This window comes from Streptomyces sp. CC208A (assembly GCF_030010625.1).
Lineage (GTDB): Bacteria > Actinomycetota > Actinomycetes > Streptomycetales > Streptomycetaceae > Streptomyces.
In genome coordinates, this window is the sequence record NZ_JASCXN010000029.1 from 66,129 (window position 1) to 89,123 (window position 22,995).

A 22,995-nucleotide genomic window follows, 5' to 3' on the forward strand; every position below is an offset into this window, starting at 1 on the left:
CTGCGGGGCGCGGCTTCCATTCCGGGGCCGGGGCCGGGGCTCCGGGGTCAGGGCTCCGGGGTCTCCTCGGGGGAGATGTCGAGGCCCTTGGTGGTGTCGACGACCGGGGTCGCCGTGCCGTTGGCGCTGTTCGTCAGGGCCAGCTCCTTGGGGGAGAGGACCGGCGGGCGCGTGGACGGGGTGCGGCGGGCGGAGCCGGTCCAGGCGGGGCGGGCCGGGCGCTTGACGATGGGGGCGAAGATCTCGGCGATCTCCTCCTTGCCCAGGGTCTCCTTCTCCAGGAGCGCCAGGACCAGGTTGTCGAGGACGTCGCGGTTCTCGACCAGGATCTCCCACGCCTCGTTGTGCGCGGTCTCGATGAGCTTCTTGACCTCTTCGTCGACGAGCGCGGCGACCTCTTCCGAGTAGTCGCGCTGGTGCGACATCTCGCGGCCGAGGAAGGGCTCGGTGTTGTCGCCGCCGAACTTGATGGCGCCGAGCCGCTCGGTCATGCCGTACTGGGTGACCATCGCGCGGGCGGTGGCCGTCGCCTTCTCGATGTCGTTCGCGGCGCCGGTCGTCGGGTCGTGGAAGACGAGCTCCTCCGCCGCGCGGCCGCCCAGCATGTAGGCGAGCTGGTCGAGCATCTCGTTGCGGGTGGTGGAGTACTTGTCCTCGTCCGGTAGGACCATCGTGTAGCCCAGGGCGCGGCCGCGGGACAGGATGGTGATCTTGTGGACGGGGTCGGCGTTCGGGGAGGCCGCCGCGACCAGGGCGTGGCCGCCCTCGTGGTACGCGGTGATCTTCTTCTCCTTGTCCGACATGATCCGGGTCCGCTTCTGCGGGCCCGCGACCACGCGGTCGATCGCCTCGTCCAGCATCTGGTTGTCGATCAGCTTCTTGTCCGAGCGGGCGGTGAGCAGCGCCGCCTCGTTGAGGACGTTGGAGAGATCGGCGCCGGTGAAGCCGGGGGTGCGGCGGGCGACGGCGCCGAGGTCGACGTCCGGCGCGACCGGCTTGCCCTTCTGGTGGACCTTGAGGATCTCCAGGCGGCCCTGCATGTCGGGACGGTCGACGGCGATCTGGCGGTCGAAGCGGCCCGGGCGCAGGAGGGCGGGGTCGAGGATGTCGGGGCGGTTGGTGGCGGCGATCAGGATGACGCCGCCCTTGACGTCGAAGCCGTCCATCTCGACGAGGAGCTGGTTGAGGGTCTGCTCGCGCTCGTCGTGTCCGCCGCCGAGGCCGGCGCCGCGGTGGCGGCCGACCGCGTCGATCTCGTCGACGAAGACGATGGCCGGGGCGTTGGCCTTGGCCTGCTCGAAGAGGTCGCGGACGCGGCTGGCGCCGACGCCGACGAACATCTCGACGAAGTCGGAGCCGGAGATCGAGTAGAAGGGCACGCCGGCCTCGCCGGCGACGGCGCGCGCGAGGAGCGTCTTGCCGGTGCCGGGCGGGCCGTAGAGCAGGACGCCCTTGGGGATCTTGGCGCCGACGGCCTGGAACTTGGCGGGCTCCTGGAGGAACTCCTTGATCTCGTGGAGTTCCTCGACGGCCTCGTCGGAGCCGGCGACGTCGGCGAAGGTGGTCTTGGGCGTGTCCTTGGTGATGAGCTTCGCCTTGGACTTGCCGAACTGCATGACCCGGCTGCCGCCGCCCTGCATCTGGTTCATCAGGAAGAGGAAGACGACCACGATGAGGACGAAGGGGAGGAGCGAGAGCAGGATCGAGACGAAGGGCGACTGCTTCGTCGGGGAGACGGTGTAGCCCCCCTCGATCTGTCCGGCCTCGAACTTCTCCTGGAGCTTGTCGGCGATGTCAACGCCCTGGCTGCCGATGTAGCTGGCCTGGACCTTGCCGCTGTTGTCGATCTTCTGGCCGTCGACGAGCTCGATCTTGATCGTCTGCTCGTCACCGGTGGTGATCTTTGCCTGCTTGACCTGGTTCTTGTCGATCGCCTGGACGACCTTGCCGGTGTCCACCGTCTTGTAGCCCTCGGACGAGCCGACGACCTGCATCAGCACGACCACGGCGAGGACGGCCAGCACGATCCACATGACCGGCCCACGGAAGTATCGCTTCACGTCCATCCATACGGAGCGAGAACGCCCCGTCCCTCCTGCCCGTAGGTAAATGCTGCTGTGAGAGCCGCAGTATGAAAAAGCTGTTCTTCGGAAGGTACCTCAGCCTCGTCGCCCGCGACCGCCTTCCCGTGGTTCAACGGAGGGAAGGCGGCGCGGGTTCCCCGTACGTCCTCCGTGCGGGGAACGTACGGGGGCGGTCGTTCAGCCGCCGTAGACGTGGGGGGCGAGCGTGCCGACGAAGGGGAGGTTCCGGTACTTCTCGGCGTAGTCGAGGCCGTAGCCGACGACGAACTCGTTGGGGATGTCGAAACCGATCCACTTGACGTCGATGGCGACCTTGGCGGCCTCGGGCTTGCGCAGCAGGGTGCAGACCTCCAGGGAGGCCGGCTCGCGCGAGCCGAGGTTCGACAGGAGCCAGGACAGGGTCAGGCCGGAGTCGATGATGTCCTCGACGATCAGGACGTGCTTGCCCTTGATGTCGGTGTCGAGGTCCTTGAGGATGCGGACGACGCCCGAGGACTGGGTGCCGGCGCCGTAGGAGGAGACGGCCATCCAGTCCATGGTGACGGGGGTGGACAGGGCGCGTGCCAGGTCCGCCATCACCATCACGGCGCCCTTGAGGACTCCGACGATGAGCAGGTCCTTGCCCGCGTATTCCGCGTCGATCTTCGCGGCCAGCTCGGCCAGCTTGGCGTCGATCTCTTCCTTGGTGATGAGCACCGACTGGAGGTCGGTGCCCATGTCCTTCTCGTTCACCCGGGTCACTTTCGTTGCAGCGTGCGTCAGCCTTGCCGGATGACCAGTCTGCCACCCTGGCGGCGGGCTTCGACCCGGCCGGGCAGGTTGATGGCGCCCTGGCCGCGCCAGCCGGTGATGAGCCGGTCGAGTTCTTCGATGTGGCGGGCGAAGAGGGAGCCGGCGGGGGCGCCCTCGGCGATCACGGCGCGGCGCAGGACGCGGCGGCGTACGGCGGGGGGCAGGCCGGAGAGCTTGTCGCAGGCGAGGGTGCCGGTCTCGTCGCGTACGGCGGTCTCGGCGTCGGCGGCCCAGGTGTCGAGGGCGTCGGCGTCGTCGCGGGAGAGCTGGGCCGTCCGGGCGAGGGCTTCGACGACGCCTTTGCCGAGCGCCTTCTCCAGGGCGGGGAGGCCCTCGTGGCGGAGGCGGGAGCGGGTGTAGGCGGGGTCGCTGTTGTGCGGGTCGTCCCAGACGGCGAGTTCCTGGGCGATGCAGGCCTTGCGGACGGTCTGCCGGTCGAGCTGCAGGAAGGGGCGGCGGTAGCGGCCGCGGGCGCCGGAGACGGCGGCCATGCCGGAGAGGGAGCGGATGCCGGAGCCCCGGGCGAGGCCGAGGAGGACGGTCTCGGCCTGGTCGTCGCGGGTGTGGCCGAGGAGGACCGCGGCAGCGCCGTGGCGTTCGGCGGCGGCGTCGAGGGCGGCGTACCGGGCGTCGCGGGCGGCGGCCTCGGGCCCGACCCGCCGCCCACCACCGCCCGTGTAGGAGGCGCCGTGCGCCGCTGCCCTGGATTCGCGGCCGACGGTGACCGTGACGGCCTCGACGGGGGCGAGGCCGAGGGCGGTCATGCGGTCGGCGACCTCGGCGGCGCGGTCGGCGGAGCCGTCCTGGAGGCCGTGGTCGACGGTGACGCCGCCGGCCCGGACGGGAAGTTTGCGGGCCTCGAAGGCGAGGGCGGAGGCGAGCGCCATGGAGTCGGCTCCGCCGGAGCAGGCGACGAGCACGAGGGGGTGTGTGTCGCGGGGGGCGGAGGGGCCGGTGGGGTGCTCGGTGAGGACGTCGTGGAGTACGCGGCGGACCGCCAGGCGTATCGCCGCGACCGCAGGATGGGGACCCATGGTTCGGTGCCCTTCGTGAATGGGGTGGGGTGCCTCGGTCGGAGTCTTAACGATCGGGACGGACGATCGGAATGGGGTGTTCGGTCACTCAGAGTGCGTCGATGGTGACAGAAACGTCGCCCTTACCCGAGCATTGCACGCCTCACCCCACGGCCAGGGTCCCTCGGATGGGTGATTGGTGGTGCGCTCCGGCGTGTTCCGGCCCGCCCTGATGCCCCCCGTACTGCTCCTGGGTCAGGAGTCCGCCCTGCGGTGGACGCGGGCGATCCAGTCGGCGGGGGCGGCGATCTCGCTCTTGGTGGGGAGGGTGTTGGGGGAGGTCCAGACGCGGTTGAAGCCGTCCATGCCGACCTCGTCGACGACGGCGCGGACGAAGCGTTCGCCGTCGCGGTACTGGCGGAGCTTGGCGTCGAGGCCGAGGAGCTTGCGCAGGGCGAGGTCGAGGCGGGAGGCGCCGCGGGCGCGGCGCTCCTTGAACTTCTCGCGGATCTCGGCGACGGAGGGGACGACCTGGGGGCCGACGCCGTCCATGACGTAGTCGGCGTGGCCTTCGAGGAGGGACATGACGGCGGTGAGGCGGCCGAGGATCTCGCGCTGCTCGGGGGTCTGGACGAGTTCGACGAGGGAGGGGGCGGGGTCGCCCTCCTCGGCCTCGGGGCGGCCGCCGGCGAGGGTCTGGGCGGCTTCGCGGAGGCGTTCGAGGAAGGTGCCGGGGTCGACGTCGGTGGCGGCGAGGAATGTCTGGATCTCGCCCTGGAGGTGGTCGCGGAGCCAGGGGACGGCGGTGAACTGGGTGCGGTGGGTCTCCTCGTGGAGGCAGACCCAGAGGCGGAAGTCGTGGGGGGCGACGGCCAGTTCGCGTTCGACGTGGACGATGTTGGGGGCGACGAGGAGGAGCCGGCCGCCGCCTTCGGGGGAGCCGGGGAGGTCGCGGGTGGCGGGGGCGAAGGTCTCGTACTGGCCGAGGATGCGGGAGGCGAGGAAGGAGAGCAGCATGCCGAGCTCGACGCCGGTGACCTTGCCGCCGACGGCGCCGAGGACGGCTCCTCCGGGGGTGGCGGCGCGGCGTTCCTGCATCTTGGCGAGGAGCGGGGTGAGGAGCTCGCGGAAGCCGGCGACGTTGGCCTTGATCCAGCCGGTGCGGTCGACGACGAGGACGGGGGTGTCGTGCGGGGCGGTGGCCTCGGGGAGCATCCGGGTGTAGGCGCGGACGTGTTCCTCGGCGGCCTTGGCGTGGCGGCGGAGCTCGGCGACGACGGCGCGGGCCTCGTCGCGGCCGACGTCGGGGCCGGGGCGGACCAGCCTGGTCGCGGTCGCGACCGCGAGGTTCCAGTCGACCATTCCGGACGTGCCTGCACCACCGATGCTCGTCATGCGTCAACCGTACGGGTTCGGGGCCCTTCCGGGCCCTCTCCTGCGGGTGGCGTGGGGGTCACTTCTGGCCGGTGAGGGCGGCGGAGAGGCGGTCGAGGGCGGGCTGGGCCCGGTACGGGGAGGGGGTGCGGCCCGCGAGGAAGGCGAAGGCGAGGAGGCGCCCGTCGGGGGTGACGACGGTGCCGGCGAGGGTGTTGACGCCGGTGAGGGTGCCGGTCTTGGCGCGGACGAGTCCGGCGCCGGCGGGGGCCTGGCCGTAGCGGCCGGCGAGGGTGCCGGTGAAGCCGCCGACGGGGAGGCCGGTGAGGACGGGCCTGAGGGCGGGGCGGGCGGGGTCGGCCGCGCGGGTGAGGAGGCCGGTGAGGAGGGCGGCGGAGACGCGGTCGCGGCGGTCGAGTCCGCTGCCGTCGGCGAAGCGGGCGCCGGTGAGGGGGAGGCCGAGGCGGCCGAGTTCGTCGCGGACGGCCTGCTCGGCGCCGCGGAAGGAGGCGGGCTGCCGGTGGGCGAGGGCGGTCTGCCGGGCGAGGGCTTCGGCGAGGTCGTTGTCGCTGTGGGTGAGGGTGCGCTCGACGAGGTCGGCGAGGGGGGCGGAGACGGTACGGGCGAGGGGGGCGCCCTTCGGGGTGCGGCCGGGCGCGGGGGCGCCGGTGACCTTCACTCCGGCGGCGGAGAGGTGGCCGGCGAAGGCGGTGGCGGTGTCGCGGGCGGGGTCGGCGGAGCGGGGGGCGGGTCCGCTGTCGCTGTCGTCGAGGCGTCCCTCGCGGGTCATGAGGGCGGTGACGGGGGCGAGGTTCTCGTTGGGGCCGATGGGGTGGAGGGCGGGGCCCTTGTAGAGGCTCGTGTCGTAGGCGAGGCGTACGGAGGTGTGGCCGCGTTCCTTCAGGGCGCGGGCGGTGTCGGCGGCGAGGGCCTTGAGGCGGGCGGGGTCGAGGGTGGGGTCGCCGCCGCCGGTGAGGGTGACCGCGGTGCCGTCGGGGGCGGCGGTGACGGTGGTGGCGATGCGGTGGTCGGGGCCGAGGGCGGAGAGGGCCGCGACGGTGGTGGCGATCTTGATGGTGGAGGCCGGGGTCATGGGGGTGGCGGCGCCCTCCCCGTAGAGCTGCTTCCCGGTGGCGGTGTCGACGACGGAGGCGGTGCGCGAGGTGCCGAGGCCGGGGTCGGCCAGGAGGGGGACGAGGGTGGGGGCGAGGTCGGCGGGGCGGGTGCCGGGGGCGGCGGGGAGCGCGAGGGCGGCGAGGACCCCGGGGGCGCTGGGGGCGGGGGCGGGCCCGGCGGGTTCCGGGGCGGCGGGGGCGGCGGCCGGGGCGGGGTGACGCTCGCCACCCGTCGCGGGGGCGGCGGCGCGGGCCCGCTCGGCCGTACGCTGGCCTCCGTCCCAGGGTCCTGCCGCGGTCGCCGCCGCGGCGGCGATGGCCAGACCGAGCACGGCGGAGCCCGCCGTGAGCCGCCACACCCTCGGTTCGGGCATTGCTGACCAGCCCCTTTCGCGATCACGTACGTGCGTGAGGGACACTTAATCACCGCGCGTCGTCGCGAGCATTCACTTGTGTTGATTCAGGAGGAGCCACCCGTGGAGTTCGACGTTCTCATCGAGATCCCGAAGGGGTCGCGGAACAAGTACGAGGTCGACCACGAGACCGGTCGCATCCGCCTGGACCGTCGCCTCTTCACGTCGACGGCCTACCCGACCGACTACGGCTACGTGGAGAACACCCTCGGCGAGGACGGTGACCCGCTGGACGCGCTGGTCATCCTCGACGAGCCGACCTTCCCGGGCTGCCTGATCAAGTGCCGTGCCATCGGCATGTTCCGCATGACGGACGAGGCCGGCGGCGACGACAAGCTGCTGTGCGTGCCGGCGACGGACCCGCGCATGGAGCACCTGCGCGACATCCACCACGTGCCGGAGTTCGACCGCCTGGAGATCCAGCACTTCTTCGAGGTCTACAAGGACCTGGAGCCGGGCAAGTCGGTCGAGGGCGCGGACTGGGTGGGCCGTGCCGAGGCCGAGGCCGAGATCGAGAAGTCGATCGCGCGCGCCAAGGAGCAGGGCGCTCACTGACGCTTGATCGTCCGATCGTCGCGTGAAGGCGGTGCACCTTTCGGGGTGCACCGCCTTTCGCACATCCGTCGGATGCCCATACTGGAATCCGCGATTCCCTGATTCCCTGGGTGTGAGACGGAGACGGAGAGAGAGTGGTGGCGGAGCCGGAGGGCCCCGAGGAGGCTCCGGAGGACCGGAAGCCGCTGTCGGACGAGGCGACCTCGGAGTTCGCCCTCCCGGAGGGGGTGGTGCCGGAGCCGCCGTCGGAGCCGGAGGGCTCGGCGTTCGCGCTGCCGGAGGGGCTGGTGCCCGAGCCGCCGCAGGAGCCCGAGGGCTCCGCGTTCGCGCCGCCCTCGACCTACTCCGTGAAGGACTCCCCGCCCGCCTTCACCCCCGCCTACGGGGTGCCGCTGGCGCGGCTGCCGCACAACGCGCCGTGGCAGGACCGGATGCGGACGATGCTGCGGCTGCCGGTGGGCGACCGGCCGGTGGTGGCGGAGACGGCCGCGGAGAAGGGCGAGACGGGGCCTTCGGTGCCGCGCGTGCTCGACCTGACCCTGCGCATCGGCGAGCTGCTGCTCGCGGGCGGGGAGGGCGCGGAGGACGTCGAGGCGGCGATGTTCGCGATCTGCCGCTCGTACGGCCTCGACCGCTGCGAGCCGACGGTGACCTTCACGCTGCTGTCGATCACGTACCAGCCGTCGCTGGTGGACGACCCGGTGACGGCGAACCGGACGGTACGCCGCCGGGGCACCGACTACACCCGGCTCGCGGCCGTCTACCAGCTGCTCGCGGACATCGACGCCCCCGCGCACGAGGTGTCGACGGAGGAGGCGTACCGGCGGCTCGCGGAGATCCGGCGCAACCGGCACCCGTACCCGGGGTGGGTGCTGACGGCGGCGGCGGGCGTGCTCGCGGGCTCGGCCTCGACGCTGCTCGGCGGCGGGGTGTGGGTCTTCTTCGTGGCGGCGCTGGGCGCGGTGCTCGGCGACCGGCTGGCGTGGCTGTGCGCGGGGCGCGGGCTGCCGGAGTTCTACCAGTTCCTGGTGGCGGCGATGCCTCCGGCGGCGATGGGGGTGCTGCTCACACTGCTCCACGCGGGTCTGCGGCCGTCGGCGGTGATCACGGGCGGCCTATTCGCGCTGATCCCGGGGCGGGCCCTGGTGGCGGCGGTGCAGGACGGTCTGACCGGTTTCTACATCACGGCCTCGGCGCGGCTCCTGGAGGTCGCGTACTTCTTCGTGGCGATCGTGGTGGGCGTCCTCTCGGTGCTGTACGTGGCGGTGCAGTTCGGCGCCCAGTTGAACCCGGAGGGGGCGCTGAGCCCGGTGGAGCGGCCGGTGACGCAGATCGCGTCGGCGGTGGTGCTGTGCGCGACCTTCGCGATCCTGCTCCAGCAGTCGCGGGCGACGGTGCTCTTCGCGATGCTGAACGGCGGGGTGGCGTGGGTGGTCTTCGCGGCGATCGCGATCACCGGGGAGGGCTCGGCGGTGATGGCGACGGCGGTGGCGGCCGGTCTGGTGGGCCTCTTCGGGCAGCTGATGGCCCGCTACCACCACACGTCCTCGCTGCCGTACGTGACGGCGGCGATCGGGCCGCTGCTGCCCGGTTCGGCGACGTACTTCGGGGTGCTCTCGATCGCCCAGAACAACCTGGACCAGGGTTTCGGCTACCTGGCGAAGGCGGCGGCCCTGGCCCTGGCGATCGCGATCGGGGTGAACCTGGGGAGCGAGCTGGCCCGTCTCTTCATGCGGGCCCCGGGCGCGGTCTCGGCGCGCAGCGCGGCGAAGCGGACCAGGGGCTTCTGAGGGCCCGGCCGACGGGAGCGGGGTGGTCGCGGCGGGCGTTTTCCCGGGCCTTCTAGGATGGAGCCCCTCGGAGGCCCGACAAAGCAGGAGACCATGGCAAAGCCGGTAGGACCCCAGTTGTTCAACGCCTTCCGCGGCGTCCTCATCGGCGCGGCCGAGGTCGTCCCCGGCATCAGCGGCGGCACCGTCGCGCTCATCACGGGCGTCTACGAGAAGCTCATCGGCGGGGCGGGGTTCCTGACCAGCGCCGTGCGCAAGGCCGTGGCCGACGTGCCCCGGGGGCGGGGCGGCGGCCGTGCCATGGAGGAGGTCCGGCGGGTGGACTGGGGGGTCGTGCTGCCGCTGCTCGTCGGCATGGCCGCCGCGCTGGTGCTCGGCGCCAAGCTCCTCGCCCCGGTGGTGAAGGACAACCCGCAGTTCGCCTACGCGATCTTCTTCGGTCTGGTGCTGGCCTCGCTGTGGGTGCCGTACTCCAGCTCCGGGAAGCGGTGGACGGCGGGGAACTACCTGCTCGGTCTGGTCGTCGCGGCCGGGGCCTTCGTCCTGACGGGGCTTCCGCCCGGCAACATGCCGACCCACCCGGTGATCGTCTTCCTGGCGGGCGCGATCGCCATCTGCGCGCTGGTGCTGCCCGGTGTCTCGGGCTCCTTCCTGCTGCTGACCTTCGGTCTGTACGAGCCGACCATGACCGCGGTCAACGAGCGGGACTTCGGCTACCTGGCCGCCTTCGGCGCGGGCTGCCTCACCGGTCTCGCGCTCTTCGTGAAGCTGCTCAAGTGGCTGCTCGAGCACTACCACCACATGACCATCGTGGTGATGACGGGCCTGATGGCGGGCTCGCTGCGCGCCCTGTGGCCCTGGCAGGACGACGACCGGAACCTGCTGGCCCCGGCCGGGTCGGTCGGCCTGACGTTCGCCCTCATGGCGCTGGGCGTGGTCGTGGTCGTGGCGGTCCTGGTGGTCGAGCACCGGGCCCGGGCCAGGCGGGAGAGCGTGAGCCCCGCGCGGGGACGGCACGCCCGGGTCCCCTCCGCGTCGGTCGGCGCGAACGACTGACGTACCCGCCGGCACCTCCGTACCGGTTCGGGGTGCGGTCCCGTCCCCGCCGCGCGAAGCTGCTGGCGGGGATCGCCCGGTCTCCGCAGGTGCGAGAGGAAGGCGTGCGCGGATGGGCATCGAGGAGTACGGAGGCGGCCAGGGGCCGCATCCCGATGTGCTGGTGGTGACGACGAACGACGTCCCCGGCTACGAGGTGCGGCAGGTGATCGGCGAGGTCTTCGGCCTGACGGTCCGGTCCCGGCACCTGGGCAGCCAGATCGGCGCCGGTCTGAAGTCGATGATCGGCGGCGAGCTGAAGGGGCTGACGAAGACCCTGGTGCAGACCCGGAACCAGGCGATGGACCGCCTGGTGGAGCAGGCCAGGGCGCGCGGCGCGAACGCCGTGCTGATGTTCCGCTTCGACGTGACGGAGGCCGCGGATGTCGGCACGGAGGTTTGTGCGTACGGCACAGCCGTAGTCATCGCGCCGCGCACCTGAGCCCCGGCGCGTGAAGCGCAGGCCCCCACACCCGTCCCTTTTGAGGTGTTGCGCGGCTTTTACTCACTTATGGTGGGGCGGTGGCCACCGATCGTGACACGACCGCCCCCGCCGAAGCACCGGTACGGCTCCTGCTCCCGCAGGTCCTGCCCGCTCTCGGCGTGGGCGTCGGATCGGCCCTCCTCTTCCTCGGGGTCAGCGCGGTCGCCGAGGAGCTCCAGGCAGTGCTCTGGGAGACCCTGCCCGACGCCCTGGGCATCGGGCGGTACTCCTCGCCGTGGGTGATCGGCGTCCTGACGGCGACCGGGGTCGCGGTCGGGCTCGTGGTCTGGAAGGTCCCCGGGCACGCCGGCCCCGACCCGGCCTCCGAGGGGCTCGGCGGGCCGCCGCTGCCGCCCGGTGTGGTGCCGGGCCTGCTCCTCGCCGGGACCCTCGCCCTCGCGGGCGGTGTCTCGCTCGGTCCCGAGCAGCCGACGATCGCCTCCGCGGTCGCGCTCGCCGTCTGGCTGGGGCTGCGGGCCCTGCCGGAGGTGCCGGGCGCCTTCTGGGCCTCCCTCGCCGTGGCGGGCACCTTCGGCGCCCTCTTCGGCACGCCCGTCGCCGCCGCCCTCGTCCTCTCCGAGGCGCTCGCCGGACGGCCCGGAGGCGGCGCGCTGTGGGACCGGCTCTTCGCCCCGCTGGTCGCCGCCGGGGCCGGGGCGACGACCACCCAGCTCCTCGCGGACCCCAGCTTCGCGATCGGCCTTCCCCCGCTGACCGACCCCGGCTGGGGGGACCTTCTCGCCGCCCTCGCCGTGGCCACCCTCGGCGCCCTCTTCGGGCTCCTCTCCTGCTCGGCCCTCCCCTTTCTCCACCGGCTCTTCGGGCGGTTGCGGCACCCCCTGCTGATGCTGCCCGCCGGCGGCCTGGTCCTGGGGCTGCTGGGCGCGCTCGGCGGCCCGCTGACCCTCTTCAAGGGGCTCCAGGAGACCAGGGAGCTGGCCGGATCCGTCGGGGTGTACTCCTCCGGCGAGCTGGCGAGGCTCGCCGTCGTGAAGCTCGCCGCCCTGCTGGTGGCGGCGGCCTGCGGCTTCCGCGGCGGGCGGGTCTTCCCGGCGGTCTTCGTCGGTGCCGCCTTCGGTCTGGCCGCCCAGGCCCTCGTCCCGGAGATCCACCCGGCGGTCGCCGTCTCCTCCGCGGTCCTCGGCGTCCTCCTCGCGACCACCCGGCAGGGGTGGGTGAGCCTCTTCGTCGCCGCCGTCCTGGCCTCCTCCCCCGCCATGCTCTCGCTGCTCTGCCTGGCCACCCTGCCCGCCTGGCTGGTCGTCACCGGCCGCCCGCAGCTCCAGCTCGACCACCGGGGCCGACCCCTCCGCTGACCCTCCGACCGCCACCCCACCCCCAGAAGCCCCGCAGAAGCCCCCCAGAAGTCCCCCAGAAGAAGGAGTCCCCCATGGCCCCCCTCCACAAGGGAACCGAAGACACCGAGTCCGCTCCCTTCCGCCGGCTCGCCCTCAACCCCTTCTTCGGCCAGGCCGATCCGGTCGGCGGGATGACCCAGGCGCCGCCCCGCCACCGGATGCCCGACGGGCCGCTGCCGCCGTCCAGCGCCTATCAGCTGGTCCACGACGAGCTGATGCTGGACGGGAACTCCCGGCTCAACCTCGCCACCTTCGTCACCACCTGGATGGAGCCCCAGGCCGGTGTCCTGATGAGCGAGTGCCGTGACAAGAACATGATCGACAAGGACGAGTACCCGCGCACCGCCGAGCTCGAACGCCGTTGCGTCGCCATGCTCGCCGACCTCTGGCACGCCCCCGACCCGAACGCCGCCGTCGGCTGCTCCACCACCGGTTCCAGCGAGGCCTGCATGCTCGCCGGCATGGCCCTCAAGCGCCGCTGGGCCATGAAGAACGCCGACCGCTACCCGTCCACCGCGCGGCCCAACCTGGTCATGGGCATCAACGTGCAGGTCTGCTGGGAGAAGTTCTGCACCTTCTGGGAGGTCGAGCCCCGTCTCGTCCCCATGGAGGGCGACCGCTACCACCTCGACGCGGCCTCCGCCGCCGAGCTGTGCGACGAGAACACCATCGGCGTCGTCGCCGTCCTCGGCTCCACCTTCGACGGCTCCTACGAGCCCGTCGCCGAGATCTGCGCCGCCCTCGACGACCTCCAGGCCCGCACCGGCCTCGACATCCCCGTCCACGTCGACGGCGCCTCCGGCGGCATGGTCGCGCCCTTCCTCGACGAGGACCTGGTCTGGGACTTCCAGCTCCCCCGCGTCTCCTCGATCAACACCTCAGGACACAAGTACGGACTCGTCTACCCCGGCGTCGGCTGGGCCCTGTGGCGGGGCGCCGAGGAGCTCCCCGAGGAGCTGGTCTTCCGGGTCAACTACCTCGGCGGCGACATGCCCACCTTCGCCCTCAACTTCTCCCGCCCCGGTGCCCAGGTCGTCGCCCAGTACTACACCTTCCTCCGGCTCGGCCGGGAGGGCTACCGGGCCGTCCAGCAGACCAGCCGGGACGTCGCCCGGGGTCTCGCCGAACGCATCGACGCCATGGGCGACTTCCGTCTCCTCACCCGCGGCGACCAGCTGCCCGTCTTCGCCTTCACCACCGCCCCCGAGGTGACCTCCTACGACGTCTTCGACGTGTCCCGGCGGCTCCGCGAGCAGGGCTGGCTCGTCCCCGCCTACACCTTCCCCGCCCACCGCGAGGACCTGTCCGTCCTGCGGGTCGTCTGCCGCAACGGCTTCTCCGCCGACCTCGCGAGCCTCTTCGTCGAGGACCTGGACCGGCTGCTGCCCGAACTCCGCCGCCAGCCCCACCCGTTCACCCACGACAAGGCCGCAGCGACCGCCTTCCACCACTAGGGCACCGCTAGGGCCCGTCCAGGGAGGGGTCGTCCCCGCAGGCCAGCCGGAACTCCGTCCAGCGGACCCCGTCGCGCGTCAGCCCGTACCGGCACCGGGTGTCCTCCCGCAGGAGGCCGGCCGCGGTCCGGCGGACGTAGCCGGTGCCGTCGGGGATCTTCCGGAAGGTCCGGCCGCCGTCGAGGCTGCGGTGGCCGGACGACTGGGCGGCGATCTCCAGCCGGCCGCCGGGGCCCGGCACCGGCAGCCCGTGCAGCGAGCGCGGCTCGTCCACCGAGCCCGTGGTCCACGTCCGCCGCCAGGTCCGGCCGCCGTCCTGGGAGCGGTGGAGCGCCCGCAGCCCGTTGAGCACCGGTTCACCGCCCGGCGGTTCGCCCATCTCCGCCGCGTACACCGCGTCCGGCCCCACCACGACCCGTACGTACCGGCCGGGTGTGTCCGCCGGGCTCGGCAGCCGGCTCACCGTCCAGCTCCGGCCCGCGTCCCGGGAGACCGCGACCGCCGGCCGCCCGGTCGACGGCTCCGTCCCCGACACCCACCAGGACCCGTCCGGCTCCGCCGTCTCCCCGGGCCGCGGATGCGGTCCCAGCGGCGGCTGCCGCACCAGCGTCCGCCGCCGGCCGTCCACCGGCGAGATCGCCACCAGTCGCTCCCGGGCGCACTGTTCCGGTACGGCCTCCGGCTCCGTGGCGCACTCGGTGGTGAGCACGCCGCCCGCCGGTACGTCCGGGGTCCGGCCGTCCGTGCGCGGGTCGACGGCCCGCCAGCTCCGGCCGCCGTCGCCGGTGAACCAGCCCCGCCGCTGCCGCTCCCCGCCGCCGTCCTCGACGAGCGCCCGCCCCGGGCCCAGCACCCTCAGCTCCGCCGACACCCCGTCCGTACCGCGCACTTCGGGCAGCGGCGAGCTCCGCGTCTCCCATCGCTCCGCGCCCGGGTCGAGCACCGCGATCCACTGCCGGCAGAAGCCGTTCTCCGGTGTGGCGGGGTCGCTCACGCACTCCGCGAGCAGCGCGAAGCCGCTGCCGTCCGCGGCGAAGTCCACGCCCGACACCCGGCCGGGCAGCTCCGACCCGTCCGCGATCCGCGGCGGCGCACCGAACTTCCCGTCACTGCCGGGCGGGTGACGCTCGCCGGTCGGCTCGGCCCCTTGTGTGCACGCGGCCAGCAGCCAGGGCAGCAGCAGGGCCACGAGTGCGCGGAGCGGGGCCGGCGCCCGGGAAACGGGAACGCGCATCGGACTTCCCCCCTGTCCCTTGGGCGGTTCACGGTGAACCACCTGCTGGTGATACCCCGTTCACCGCCCTCGTGCTCCCCGCCCGCCGGTCCGCTCAGTCGGTCTGCTGCTCCTCCCGGGCGCGCTCCTCGGCGATCAGCGCGAAGGAGACCTTGCCGTCCAGGGACTCGCGGATCACGTCCGCGTGCCCGGCGTGCCGGCCCATCTCCTGCACCAGGTGCAGCAGCATCCACCTGATCGACACCCGCCCGTCCTCGGGGAACCAGGGCGCGGGCGGCAGCGGGAAGGTGTCGTCCAGGCTCGGCACCGTACGGACGAACTCCTCGGTCTCCTTCGCCACCCCGTCCCAGAAGGACAGGATGTCGGGGATCGTCTCGCCGTCGACCAGACGGAACGCCTCGCCCCAGGTCTCCTCGGTCCGCTGCCGCTCGTTCTCCCTCTCCTGCGCGAGCCTCAGCCAGTTCAGCTCGACCTCGGCCACGTGCTTGACCAGGCCGGAGAGGCTCAGCTCACTGACGCTGGGCCGGCTCGCCGCCTGCTCCTCGGTGAGACCGTTCAGGGCGCGCCGGAGCGCGGCGCGCTGTGCCTCCACGAAGTTGAGGAACGCGCCGCGCTCGTCGCCGGGGGCCTCCGCGGGAACAAGAGCCACCATGATGTCCGCCTTCCGTCCGTGCGTTTCTCGGGCGAGGCCCACCCTATGAACGAAAGAGGACAGTTCTCGTCCTAGAAGGGGAAGCGGCTGCGCCCGTGCTGGATCGAGATCCACTTCTGGGTGGTGAAGGCCTCCACCATCGCGTCGCCGTTGAGCCGCCCGATGCCCGAGTGCTTCTCGCCGCCGAAGGGGACGATCGGCTCGTCGTGCACGGTGCCGTCGTTGATGTGGATCATGCCGGTGTGGATCCGCCGGGCGACCCGTACGCCTCGCTCGACGTCGGCGGTGTGGACGGCGCCGCTGAGCCCGTACGGCGTGTCGTTGGCGATGCGTACGGCCTCGTCCTCGCCGTCGAAGGGGATGATCAGGGCCACCGGGCCGAAGATCTCCTGGCCGAGGACGGGGGCGTCGGCGGGGACGTCGGCCAGTACGGACGGGGAGACGAGGTTGCCCTCGGCCGTGCCGTGCAGCAGCGCGGTCGCGCCGGCCGCCACGGCCTGCTCGACGGCCGCCGAGACCGACTCGGCCTGCTGCGAGTTGATGAGCGGGCCGATGTGGGTGGCGGGGTCGGCCGGGTCGCCGACGCGGAGGGTCTTCACCTTGGTCACGAACTTCTCGGTGAACTCCGCCTCCAGGCGGCGGTCGACCAGGATGCGGTTGGCGGCCATGCAGACCTGGCCCTGGTGGACGAAGCGGCTGAAGACGGCGGCGTCGACCGCGTAGTCGAGGTCGGCGTCGTCCAGGACGATCAGGGCGCTGTTGCCGCCGAGTTCGAGGACGGCGTGCTTGAAGTTCTGGGCGCAGACGGTGGCGACGTGGCGGCCGATCTTGTCGGAGCCGGTGAAGGAGATGACCTTCGGGACCGGGTGGGTCAGCAGCGCGTCGCCGATCTCGGCGATGTCGGTGACGACGACGTTGAGCAGACCGGCGGGGAGGCCCGCCTCCTCCAGGATCTTCGCGACCAGGGTGCCGCCGCAGATCGGCGTGTTCTGGTGCGGCTTGAGGACGACCGCGTTGCCGAGCGCGAGGGCGGGGGCGACCGACTTGAGGGAGAGGAGGAAGGGGAAGTTGAAGGGGGAGATGACGCCGACGACACCGACCGGCAGGCGGTAGACGCGGTTCTCCTTGCCGTCGACCGGGGAGGGCAGGATGCGGCCCTCGGGGCGCAGCGCCAGCTGGATCGCCTCGCGCAGGAACTCCTTGGCGAGGTGCAGCTCGAAGGCGGCCTTGAGGCGGGTGCCGCCCAGCTCGGCGATGATCGTCGCGGCGAGCTCCTCCTCGCGGTCCTCGATGATCCGCAGGGCGCGCTCGAAGACCAGCCGGCGGGTGTACGGGTTGGTCTCCGCCCACGCCTCCTGCGCGCGCTCGGCGGCGCGGTAGGCGCGGTCGACCTCCTCCGCGGTGGCCACCGTGATCGAGGCGAGCTTCTCCCCGGTGTACGGGTTGAAGTCGATGATGTCCCACGAACCGCTGCCGGGCTTCCACTCGCCGTCGATGTACTGGTGGGCCAGGTCGGTGAAGTGCGACATGGTGGGGACCCCTCTACCCGCTGCCTGTGAGCACGACGGCTCGTGACCGGCGCGCTACTGATGTGGCGTCATCGTACTGATGTATCAGGAGAGTTGAAGGAGGCCGCGGAGAAGATCGCGGCTTTCGGCCGGATCCGGACTGTCCTTCGCCAGCTTCTCCATCACCCCGGCGTACTGGGCGACCTCCTCCCGCTTGTCGAGGTAGAGGGCGCCGGTGAGCTGCTCCAGGTAGACGATGCCGGAGAGGTCGGACTCGGGGAAGCCGAGCATGGTGAAGGCGCCGCTCTCGCCCGCGTGCCCGCCGAAGCTGAAGGGCATCACCTGGAGGGTGACGCCGGGGTGCTCGGAGACCTCGATGAGGTGCTTCAACTGGCCGCGCATGACGGCCCGGTCGCCGTACGGGCGGCGGAGGGCGGCCTCGTCGAGGACGACGTGGAAGTGCGGGGCGCGCTCGGAGACGAGGACCTTCTGGCGTTCGAGGCGGAGGGCGACACGGCGGTCGATCTCGGCGTTCGAGGCGCCGGGCATGCCTCGCGCGACGACCGCGTGGGCGTACTCCTCCGTCTGCAACAGGCCGTGCACGAACTGCACTTCGTAGACGCGGATGAGGGAGGCGGCGGCCTCAAGGCCGATGTACGTCTGGAACCAGCCCGGCAGGACGTCGCCGAAGCTGTGCCACCAGCCGGCGAGGTTGGCCTCGCGGGCGAGCCCGAGGAGGGCGCCGCGCTCGTTCTCCTCGGTGACGCCGTAGAGAGTGAGCAGATCCTCTATGTCCCTGGCCTTGAAGCTCACCCTTCCCAACTCCATGCGGCTGATCTTGGATTCGGAGGCGCGGATCGAGTAGCCGGCCGCCTCACGGGTGATGCCCCTGGACTCGCGCAGGCGCCTCAGCTGGGAGCCCAGCAGAATGCGCCGGACGACGCTCCCGCCCGCTCCGTTCATTTCGCCTGCGGTCACGGCTCCCAGCCTCCCCTTCACGGTGACGAGCCCCCGTCGAGCCCCGGATTCTGCCACCAAACGCTTCCGCCCGTACACATCTGGTGACGGAAGGGGACTCGTGGGACTCGCGCCGGACGAGAACCGGACACGCCTCCGTCAAGAAGATTTCCACAGATTCGCCACAGGATCGGACAGGTCCGGCACCCTCTCACCGCGTGCACGTGCATCTGCCCTTGCATCCCGTGGGCGCATTCGGAACCATGGACCCCGCGCAGCCGCGCACTCGTGCTGTCGTGTCGTCGCGTCGCTTCGCACCGTTGTCGCACCGCTGTTGCACCGCTGTCACACCGTTGTCGCACCACCACCGCGATTCCCGGGAGTGCCTCGCATGGGGACGAATGGATCGACCGTGCTCGAGCCTTTACGGCAGGGTCTCCCGCCGATCGACCCCGGTGCCGTCTCCACCTCCGCCTCCTGCGCCCTGCCCGCCCGGTACGAAGCCGTGCGCGGGGCACGGAAGTTCACCAGTGCGACGCTCGACCGCTGGGACCTGGCCGACCGGTTCGACGACGTGGCCCTCGTGGTCTCCGAGCTCGTCACCAACGCGCTGCGGCACGCCGTCCCGGACGGCGGCGGTCCTGACGAGCCGCAGGGCCCGCCGGTGCGGCTGCACCTGATGCGCTGGGCCTCCCGCCTGGTGTGCGCGGTGCGCGACCCCAGCCGGGAGAGCCCGGAGGCGCGCGGCGGCGAGGAGGACTTCTCCGCCGAGTCGGGGCGCGGCCTGTTCCTGGTGGAGTCGTTCAGCGACAGCTGGGGCTGGCACCCGCTCGCCGGGACCCTTCAGGGCAAGGTGGTGTGGGCGCTCTTCCGGGTCGGCCCGGAGGAGTAGGGCTTCCGCAAGAGCACGGGGAGGGGCCCCGGCGGTGACCGCCGGGGCCCCTCCCCGTGCTTGCGCGCGCGGCCCTCATACGAGGTGGTCGAACTCCCCGTCCTTGACACCCAGCAGGAGCGCCTCTATCTCGGCCGGCGTGTAGACGAGCGCCGGACCGTCCGGGTGGCGGGAGTTGCGCACGGCAACGTTCCCCCCCGGCAGCTTGGCGAATTCGACGCACGAACCCTGGGAGTTGCTGTGCCTGCTCTTCTGCCAGACGACGCCCCGCAGCTCCGTGGCCGCCATGCCGTTGTACGCGTGATGCGCCTGATGCACTGGAAGCTCCCCGAGTTGCTTGGTACAGGTGTCAACTTCCCCGGATCATAGCTGCGTTCATATGCCGATGCATGAGCAGATGCACGTGCACGGCGCGTGGCGTAGCCACTACGCCACACAGCGTGCGAACGATGTCATGGCGCACGGAGACGCCCCGCGATCTCCCCACCCGGGTGGACGGAGGGGCGGGGAGGATGGTTCCCGGCACGGGTCGGCGGCGGGGTGGGACGTGCCGGACGGGGCGGGTCGGACGGGGGACACACGGGGGCGGGTCAGACGGCCGGAAGCTCGGCCAGGAGGCGGCCCGCGCGGTCGTACAGGCGGGCGGCCACGGGGTTCGCGTCGGGCGAGACCGCGTACCAGACGCCCCAGCCAGGCCTCCCCGGCAGTTCGAGGAGGGTCGCGGGGGTGGCCCGGCCCCCGGCGCCCACGAGCTCGACCCGGCCCGCGTCCTTCGTCCCGTAGTACAGGCCGGAGTGGAAGGTGCCCTCGCTCTGGTGGCTGAGGTCGGGGCGGCGCAGGTCGATGTTGCCGTCGGTGACGCTGCGGAACTCCTCGATCCCGTCCGCACCGCCCTTCCAGTGCTTGCCTTGCTCCGTGAGCCACACCGTCCAGCCCGGCGCGGCCTCCACCCGCTCCCCCGCCGCGACGGTCCGCACGGGGAAGAGGGACCGCGGCTCGGACGCCGAGGCCCTGGGGACGGAGACCTGGGAGGGAGCGGAAGGGGCGGCGGGAGCGGGCGGAACGGTCGGGGTGCGGGTGACGGCGGGGACCGGCGGAGCGGCGAGCCCGGCGGCCGGGTGCGGGGCGCGGACCAGGGCCGTACCGGCCGCGACGGCCGCCGAGACGCCGAGGACGGCGAGGACGGAGAGGGCGACCGTACGGCGCCGGCGGCGCGCGCGGCCCGCCCGGAGCACCGCCGCCACGGGCGCGGGCCCCGGCGTCACGTCATGGGCGGCGCGGGCGAACTCGGCGCGGATCAGCTCGTCCCACGCGTCGGCGGCGGAGGACGCGCCTTCGCCGGCGGGTTCGGCGAGGGATCCGGCGAAGGGCCCGGTGGGTTCGGCGAGGGATCCGGCGAAGGGCCCGGTGGGGGGCTCCGCGCCGGGCTCGGCGTCGGGTGCGGGGGTCATGGGCGGGCTCCGTAGGGGGTGCGGAGGGGCGGGCCGGACAGCGGCGGAGGGCCGGAGGCGAGCCGGGGGTGGGCCCGCAGCGCGGCGAGGCCGCGTCTGGCGTGGGTCTTGACCGTGCCGAGCGAGCACTGGAGGACGTCCGCGATCTCCTGCTCGGTCAGATCGTCCCAGTACCGCAGGACCATCACGGTCCGCTGACGGATGCTCAGGTCCGCTAACGCCTCGAAGAGCACGGCCCGTTCCTCCACGCCCTCGGCGTGGCCCGCGTCCCGGTGCCGGGCGGTCTCCGGCAGCACCGGGACGAGCAGGTGGGCGACCCGGCGGCGGCGGAGGCGGCTGAGGTTGTTGTTGTTGACGGGGGCGCGGCGCACATAGAGGTCGATCTCGGCGCGTGGCACCTTGCGCCAGCGGGCGTACACCTTCGCGAGGGTCGTCTGCACCAGGTCCTCGGCCTCGTGGAAGTCGCCGGTGAGCAGCTGGGCCGTACGGACGAGCCGGGGCCAGGCGGCGGAGGCGAACGCGGCGAAGTCGGCGTCGTCGCCGGTGTCGTGGACCTCCGCCGCCGCGGCCAGCAGCTCGCGGACCCGGTCCCGCTGCGGCCCCTCGGCCGGGGCGCCGACGGCCGGGTCGGCGAGCGAGGCGAGCACGGGCCGGATCCGCTCGGCGAGCCGCCGGGGCCCGTGGAGTTCGGCGGGGCGGCGGCGGGCCTGGCGGGGTGTGACGGCGGCGGCGCTGCGGGCGGTCATGAGCGGCACCGGGTCGAAGGGCGCGACCGGGTCGTGGCGCAGCCGGCGGGCGTAGTCCGCCTCCGCCGCGAGCGCGTCGGCCAGGGCGTCCCGCTGGGCGCCCCAGGGCCGGACCGGCAGCAGTACGACCAGGGCGGCCTGGACGGCCCCGCCCGCGAAGATCATGGCGGCGTGGCCGGCGGCGGTCGCGACGGAGGTGGGCAGGGTGACCGTGACCAGCATGATCGCCACGTTGGAGGAGGCGATGAGACCGGCCGTGGGCCCGGCCGCCCAGGCGAGGCCGGAGAGGAAGGTCCACAGGAGCAGCAGGGCGAGGAAGAGGGCCGTCCGCGAGCCGACCAGGTACCCCAGGAAGGTGGAGACGGCGAGGCTGCCCCCGGAGGCGAGCGCGAGGGTCGGCCGGGGCCGCCAGGAACGCTGGAAGGTCGCGATGGCCGCCTGGAAGGCGCCGAAGGCGGACGACGCGGCGACGACCGGCCCGAAGACTGCCAGCGAGAACCCGATGACCAGAGCGAGCCCGAGGGCCCCCCGGGCGGCGGCGAGGGGACTCAGCCGCCGCCGCTCGACGGCGAGGCCCGAGCGCGCGGTCTCCCTCAGCGCCCGGAGCCAGCTCATTCCCCGAGCGTAGCGACGATCACGCCGGAAACCGGCATTTCGCCCAGCCTGCGAGGGGCTGGGGCACGGCGAAGGCCCGGGGTCCGGCGGGGCCGGGAGGTGCTACCCGCCCGCCCCCCGGTCGAGCCGCTCCCGTTCCGGGGTGAGGGCGGCGCTCTCCGCGGCGGTGGAGCCGTGGGTCCAGCCGGCCTCGTCCCACATCGCGCGGACGCGGGTCGTCCGCGTCCGGGGGAAGAGCTCGTCCGTGCGGGCCGTCACCGCGACCTCGCGGGAGGCGAGGACCGGGAGGAGGGTCGGGGCCTCGGCGGCCACCCGGCGGGAGGTCGCCTCCAGGCGGGCGCCGAGCCGGTTCGCGTACGCGAGGAGGAAGGACTGCCGGAAGGACTTGGTGCGCTTGCGGCCGCCCTTGCGCTGCTCCGCCTCCGCCCGGGTCATCGCGGCCGTCCCCTGCACGAGGAGCGAGGTGTACAGCAGCTCGACCGGGTCGAGGTCCGCCTCGAAGCCGACGACGGTCGAGAAGCCGTACGTCTCGTTCCACACCGCCCGGCAGTGGTTGGCCGTCGCCACCGCGTCGAGCAGGATCGCCTTCGCCTGCTCGTACGGCGGCTCGACCCCGATCCGGATCGCCCCCGGCGTCCGCGGCGACGGCGCACCGGCCGCGAGCCCCGCCTCGTCGAGGCTGTGCCGGGCCATCAGCTCCTGCGCCTTCGCGGTCAGCGCCTCCGCCTCCTCCGGGTAGCCGGTGGCCTCGGCCTTGGCGAGCAGCGCCCGGATCCGGGTGAGCATCCGCGGTTCCCCGGCCGCCGCGGGCGGCAGCGCCTCGCCCGGTACGGGCCCCACCGCGTCGAGCCGGGGCAGCCGGACCAGCAGCCGGTACAGCTCCAGGACGGTCGTCGCGTACGAGAACCGGTCGGCGCTCCCGCCCCCGGCCTCCAGCGCGTCGACCTGCTCCCGCCAGCGCCGGGGCAGCGTCGCGTACCGGGCCGTCTCCGCCCGCACCAGGCCGCCGAGCAGCCGCAGGTGCTCCTCCGCCAGGTCGCGGCGGACCGTGCGCGCGAGGTCGGCCGGCTGCCAGCCGCGCTCCCACAGCGTCCGTACGAACTCCTCGCCGCGCCGGGCGAGACCGGCGTCGGCGGCCGGATCGGCGGCGAGCAGGGAGGCCGCCGTGTCGAGGGAACGGTCGTCCCGCGTGTGCAGCGCCTCCCGCAGCGCCCGCTCGACGGTCGACCCCCGCTCCTCCTCCTGCATGACCCTGCCCTCTCCCTGGCCCCGGTGCCTTCCCCGTACGGCTCCCTCCGATGGTCTCAGGGCGGCGGCGGGCGGGCGCGCGCCGGTCGCCGTCGCCGCGTCGGCCCTCCCCGCGTGGCGACCCGGCCGCCGAGCGGCGATGGTGGGACGGGGGCGGTGGCCGGG

Annotated in this window: 20 protein-coding genes; 7 read left to right on the forward strand and 13 right to left on the reverse strand. The window is 73.0% G+C overall.

Annotation, left to right across the window (positions count from 1 at the left end; genetic code table 11):
• Positions 1-47 precede the first annotated feature (47 nt).
• The 5 genes from ftsH to dacB all read right to left on the reverse strand — a co-directional run bounded on the left by ftsH (position 48) and on the right by dacB (position 6,752).
• The gene (gene ftsH, locus QK442_RS27085) at positions 48-2,066 is read right to left on the reverse strand and encodes an ATP-dependent zinc metalloprotease FtsH (RefSeq protein WP_282696695.1); all 2,019 of its coding nucleotides are present in this window, start codon (positions 2,064-2,066) and stop codon (positions 48-50) included.
• A gap of 195 nt (positions 2,067-2,261) precedes the next feature.
• Entirely contained in the window at positions 2,262-2,801 is a 540-nt protein-coding gene (gene hpt, locus QK442_RS27090; protein WP_030219931.1) for a hypoxanthine phosphoribosyltransferase, read from the reverse strand.
• Positions 2,802-2,842: 41 nt separating this feature from the next.
• The gene (tilS, locus tag QK442_RS27095) at positions 2,843-3,910 is read right to left on the reverse strand and encodes a tRNA lysidine(34) synthetase TilS (protein WP_282696696.1); all 1,068 of its coding nucleotides are present in this window, start codon (positions 3,908-3,910) and stop codon (positions 2,843-2,845) included.
• Positions 3,911-4,144: 234 nt separating this feature from the next.
• Complete coding sequence (locus tag QK442_RS27100; RefSeq protein WP_282696697.1) at positions 4,145-5,284, reverse strand: zinc-dependent metalloprotease; 1,140 nt, start codon at positions 5,282-5,284, stop codon at positions 4,145-4,147.
• A gap of 58 nt (positions 5,285-5,342) precedes the next feature.
• Entirely contained in the window at positions 5,343-6,752 is a 1,410-nt protein-coding gene (gene dacB / locus QK442_RS27105; RefSeq protein WP_282696698.1) for a D-alanyl-D-alanine carboxypeptidase/D-alanyl-D-alanine-endopeptidase, read from the reverse strand.
• A gap of 102 nt (positions 6,753-6,854) precedes the next feature.
• Between dacB and QK442_RS27110 the strand changes: the two genes are divergently transcribed.
• From QK442_RS27110 to QK442_RS27135, 6 genes are all read left to right on the forward strand, one after another.
• Positions 6,855-7,346, forward strand: coding sequence for an inorganic diphosphatase (locus tag QK442_RS27110; protein ID WP_030495855.1), 492 nt, complete (start codon positions 6,855-6,857; stop codon positions 7,344-7,346).
• Positions 7,347-7,480: 134 nt separating this feature from the next.
• The gene (locus QK442_RS27115; RefSeq protein ID WP_282696699.1) at positions 7,481-9,136 is read left to right on the forward strand and encodes a threonine/serine exporter family protein; all 1,656 of its coding nucleotides are present in this window, start codon (positions 7,481-7,483) and stop codon (positions 9,134-9,136) included.
• Between the two features lie 93 nt (positions 9,137-9,229).
• The gene (locus tag QK442_RS27120) at positions 9,230-10,192 is read left to right on the forward strand and encodes a DUF368 domain-containing protein (protein ID WP_282696700.1); all 963 of its coding nucleotides are present in this window, start codon (positions 9,230-9,232) and stop codon (positions 10,190-10,192) included.
• A gap of 112 nt (positions 10,193-10,304) precedes the next feature.
• Entirely contained in the window at positions 10,305-10,673 is a 369-nt protein-coding gene (locus QK442_RS27125) for a YbjQ family protein (protein ID WP_282696701.1), read from the forward strand.
• Positions 10,674-10,753: 80 nt separating this feature from the next.
• Positions 10,754-12,031, forward strand: coding sequence for an ion channel protein (locus tag QK442_RS27130; RefSeq protein ID WP_282696702.1), 1,278 nt, complete (start codon positions 10,754-10,756; stop codon positions 12,029-12,031).
• A 74-nt stretch (positions 12,032-12,105) separates the two neighbouring features.
• A complete protein-coding gene (locus QK442_RS27135; protein ID WP_282696703.1) occupies positions 12,106-13,527 on the forward strand; it encodes a glutamate decarboxylase in 1,422 nt (473 codons plus the stop codon).
• A 7-nt stretch (positions 13,528-13,534) separates the two neighbouring features.
• Here QK442_RS27135 and QK442_RS27140 read toward each other — a convergent pair whose 3' ends face one another.
• The 4 genes from QK442_RS27140 to QK442_RS27155 all read right to left on the reverse strand — a co-directional run bounded on the left by QK442_RS27140 (position 13,535) and on the right by QK442_RS27155 (position 17,899).
• The gene (locus tag QK442_RS27140; RefSeq protein ID WP_282696704.1) at positions 13,535-14,761 is read right to left on the reverse strand and encodes a sialidase family protein; all 1,227 of its coding nucleotides are present in this window, start codon (positions 14,759-14,761) and stop codon (positions 13,535-13,537) included.
• Between the two features lie 94 nt (positions 14,762-14,855).
• Positions 14,856-15,413, reverse strand: coding sequence for a DinB family protein (locus QK442_RS27145; RefSeq protein WP_282696705.1), 558 nt, complete (start codon positions 15,411-15,413; stop codon positions 14,856-14,858).
• 71 nt (positions 15,414-15,484) lie between these two features.
• Entirely contained in the window at positions 15,485-16,942 is a 1,458-nt protein-coding gene (locus QK442_RS27150) for an aldehyde dehydrogenase family protein (RefSeq protein ID WP_282696706.1), read from the reverse strand.
• A gap of 84 nt (positions 16,943-17,026) precedes the next feature.
• The gene (locus QK442_RS27155; RefSeq protein WP_282696707.1) at positions 17,027-17,899 is read right to left on the reverse strand and encodes a helix-turn-helix transcriptional regulator; all 873 of its coding nucleotides are present in this window, start codon (positions 17,897-17,899) and stop codon (positions 17,027-17,029) included.
• Between the two features lie 370 nt (positions 17,900-18,269).
• Here QK442_RS27155 and QK442_RS27160 point away from each other — a divergent pair, with 370 nt between their 5' ends.
• Positions 18,270-18,770: an ATP-binding protein gene (locus QK442_RS27160; RefSeq protein WP_282696708.1), complete on the forward strand. Its 501-nt coding sequence runs from the start codon at positions 18,270-18,272 to the stop codon at positions 18,768-18,770.
• A gap of 75 nt (positions 18,771-18,845) precedes the next feature.
• Here the strand turns inward: QK442_RS27160 and QK442_RS27165 are convergent, their stop codons facing one another.
• From QK442_RS27165 to QK442_RS27180, 4 genes are all read right to left on the reverse strand, one after another.
• On the reverse strand, positions 18,846-19,058 hold the full coding sequence (locus QK442_RS27165; RefSeq protein WP_030219358.1) for a DUF397 domain-containing protein: 213 nt from the start codon (positions 19,056-19,058) through the stop codon (positions 18,846-18,848).
• A 302-nt stretch (positions 19,059-19,360) separates the two neighbouring features.
• The gene (locus QK442_RS27170) at positions 19,361-20,221 is read right to left on the reverse strand and encodes a hypothetical protein (protein ID WP_282696709.1); all 861 of its coding nucleotides are present in this window, start codon (positions 20,219-20,221) and stop codon (positions 19,361-19,363) included.
• Entirely contained in the window at positions 20,218-21,582 is a 1,365-nt protein-coding gene (locus tag QK442_RS27175; RefSeq protein ID WP_282696710.1) for a SigE family RNA polymerase sigma factor, read from the reverse strand. The genes QK442_RS27170 and QK442_RS27175 overlap by 4 nt, the downstream gene beginning before the upstream one ends.
• Before the next feature lie 102 nt (positions 21,583-21,684).
• Entirely contained in the window at positions 21,685-22,830 is a 1,146-nt protein-coding gene (locus tag QK442_RS27180) for a DUF2786 domain-containing protein (protein ID WP_282696711.1), read from the reverse strand.
• Between the last annotated feature and the right edge of the window lie 165 nt (positions 22,831-22,995).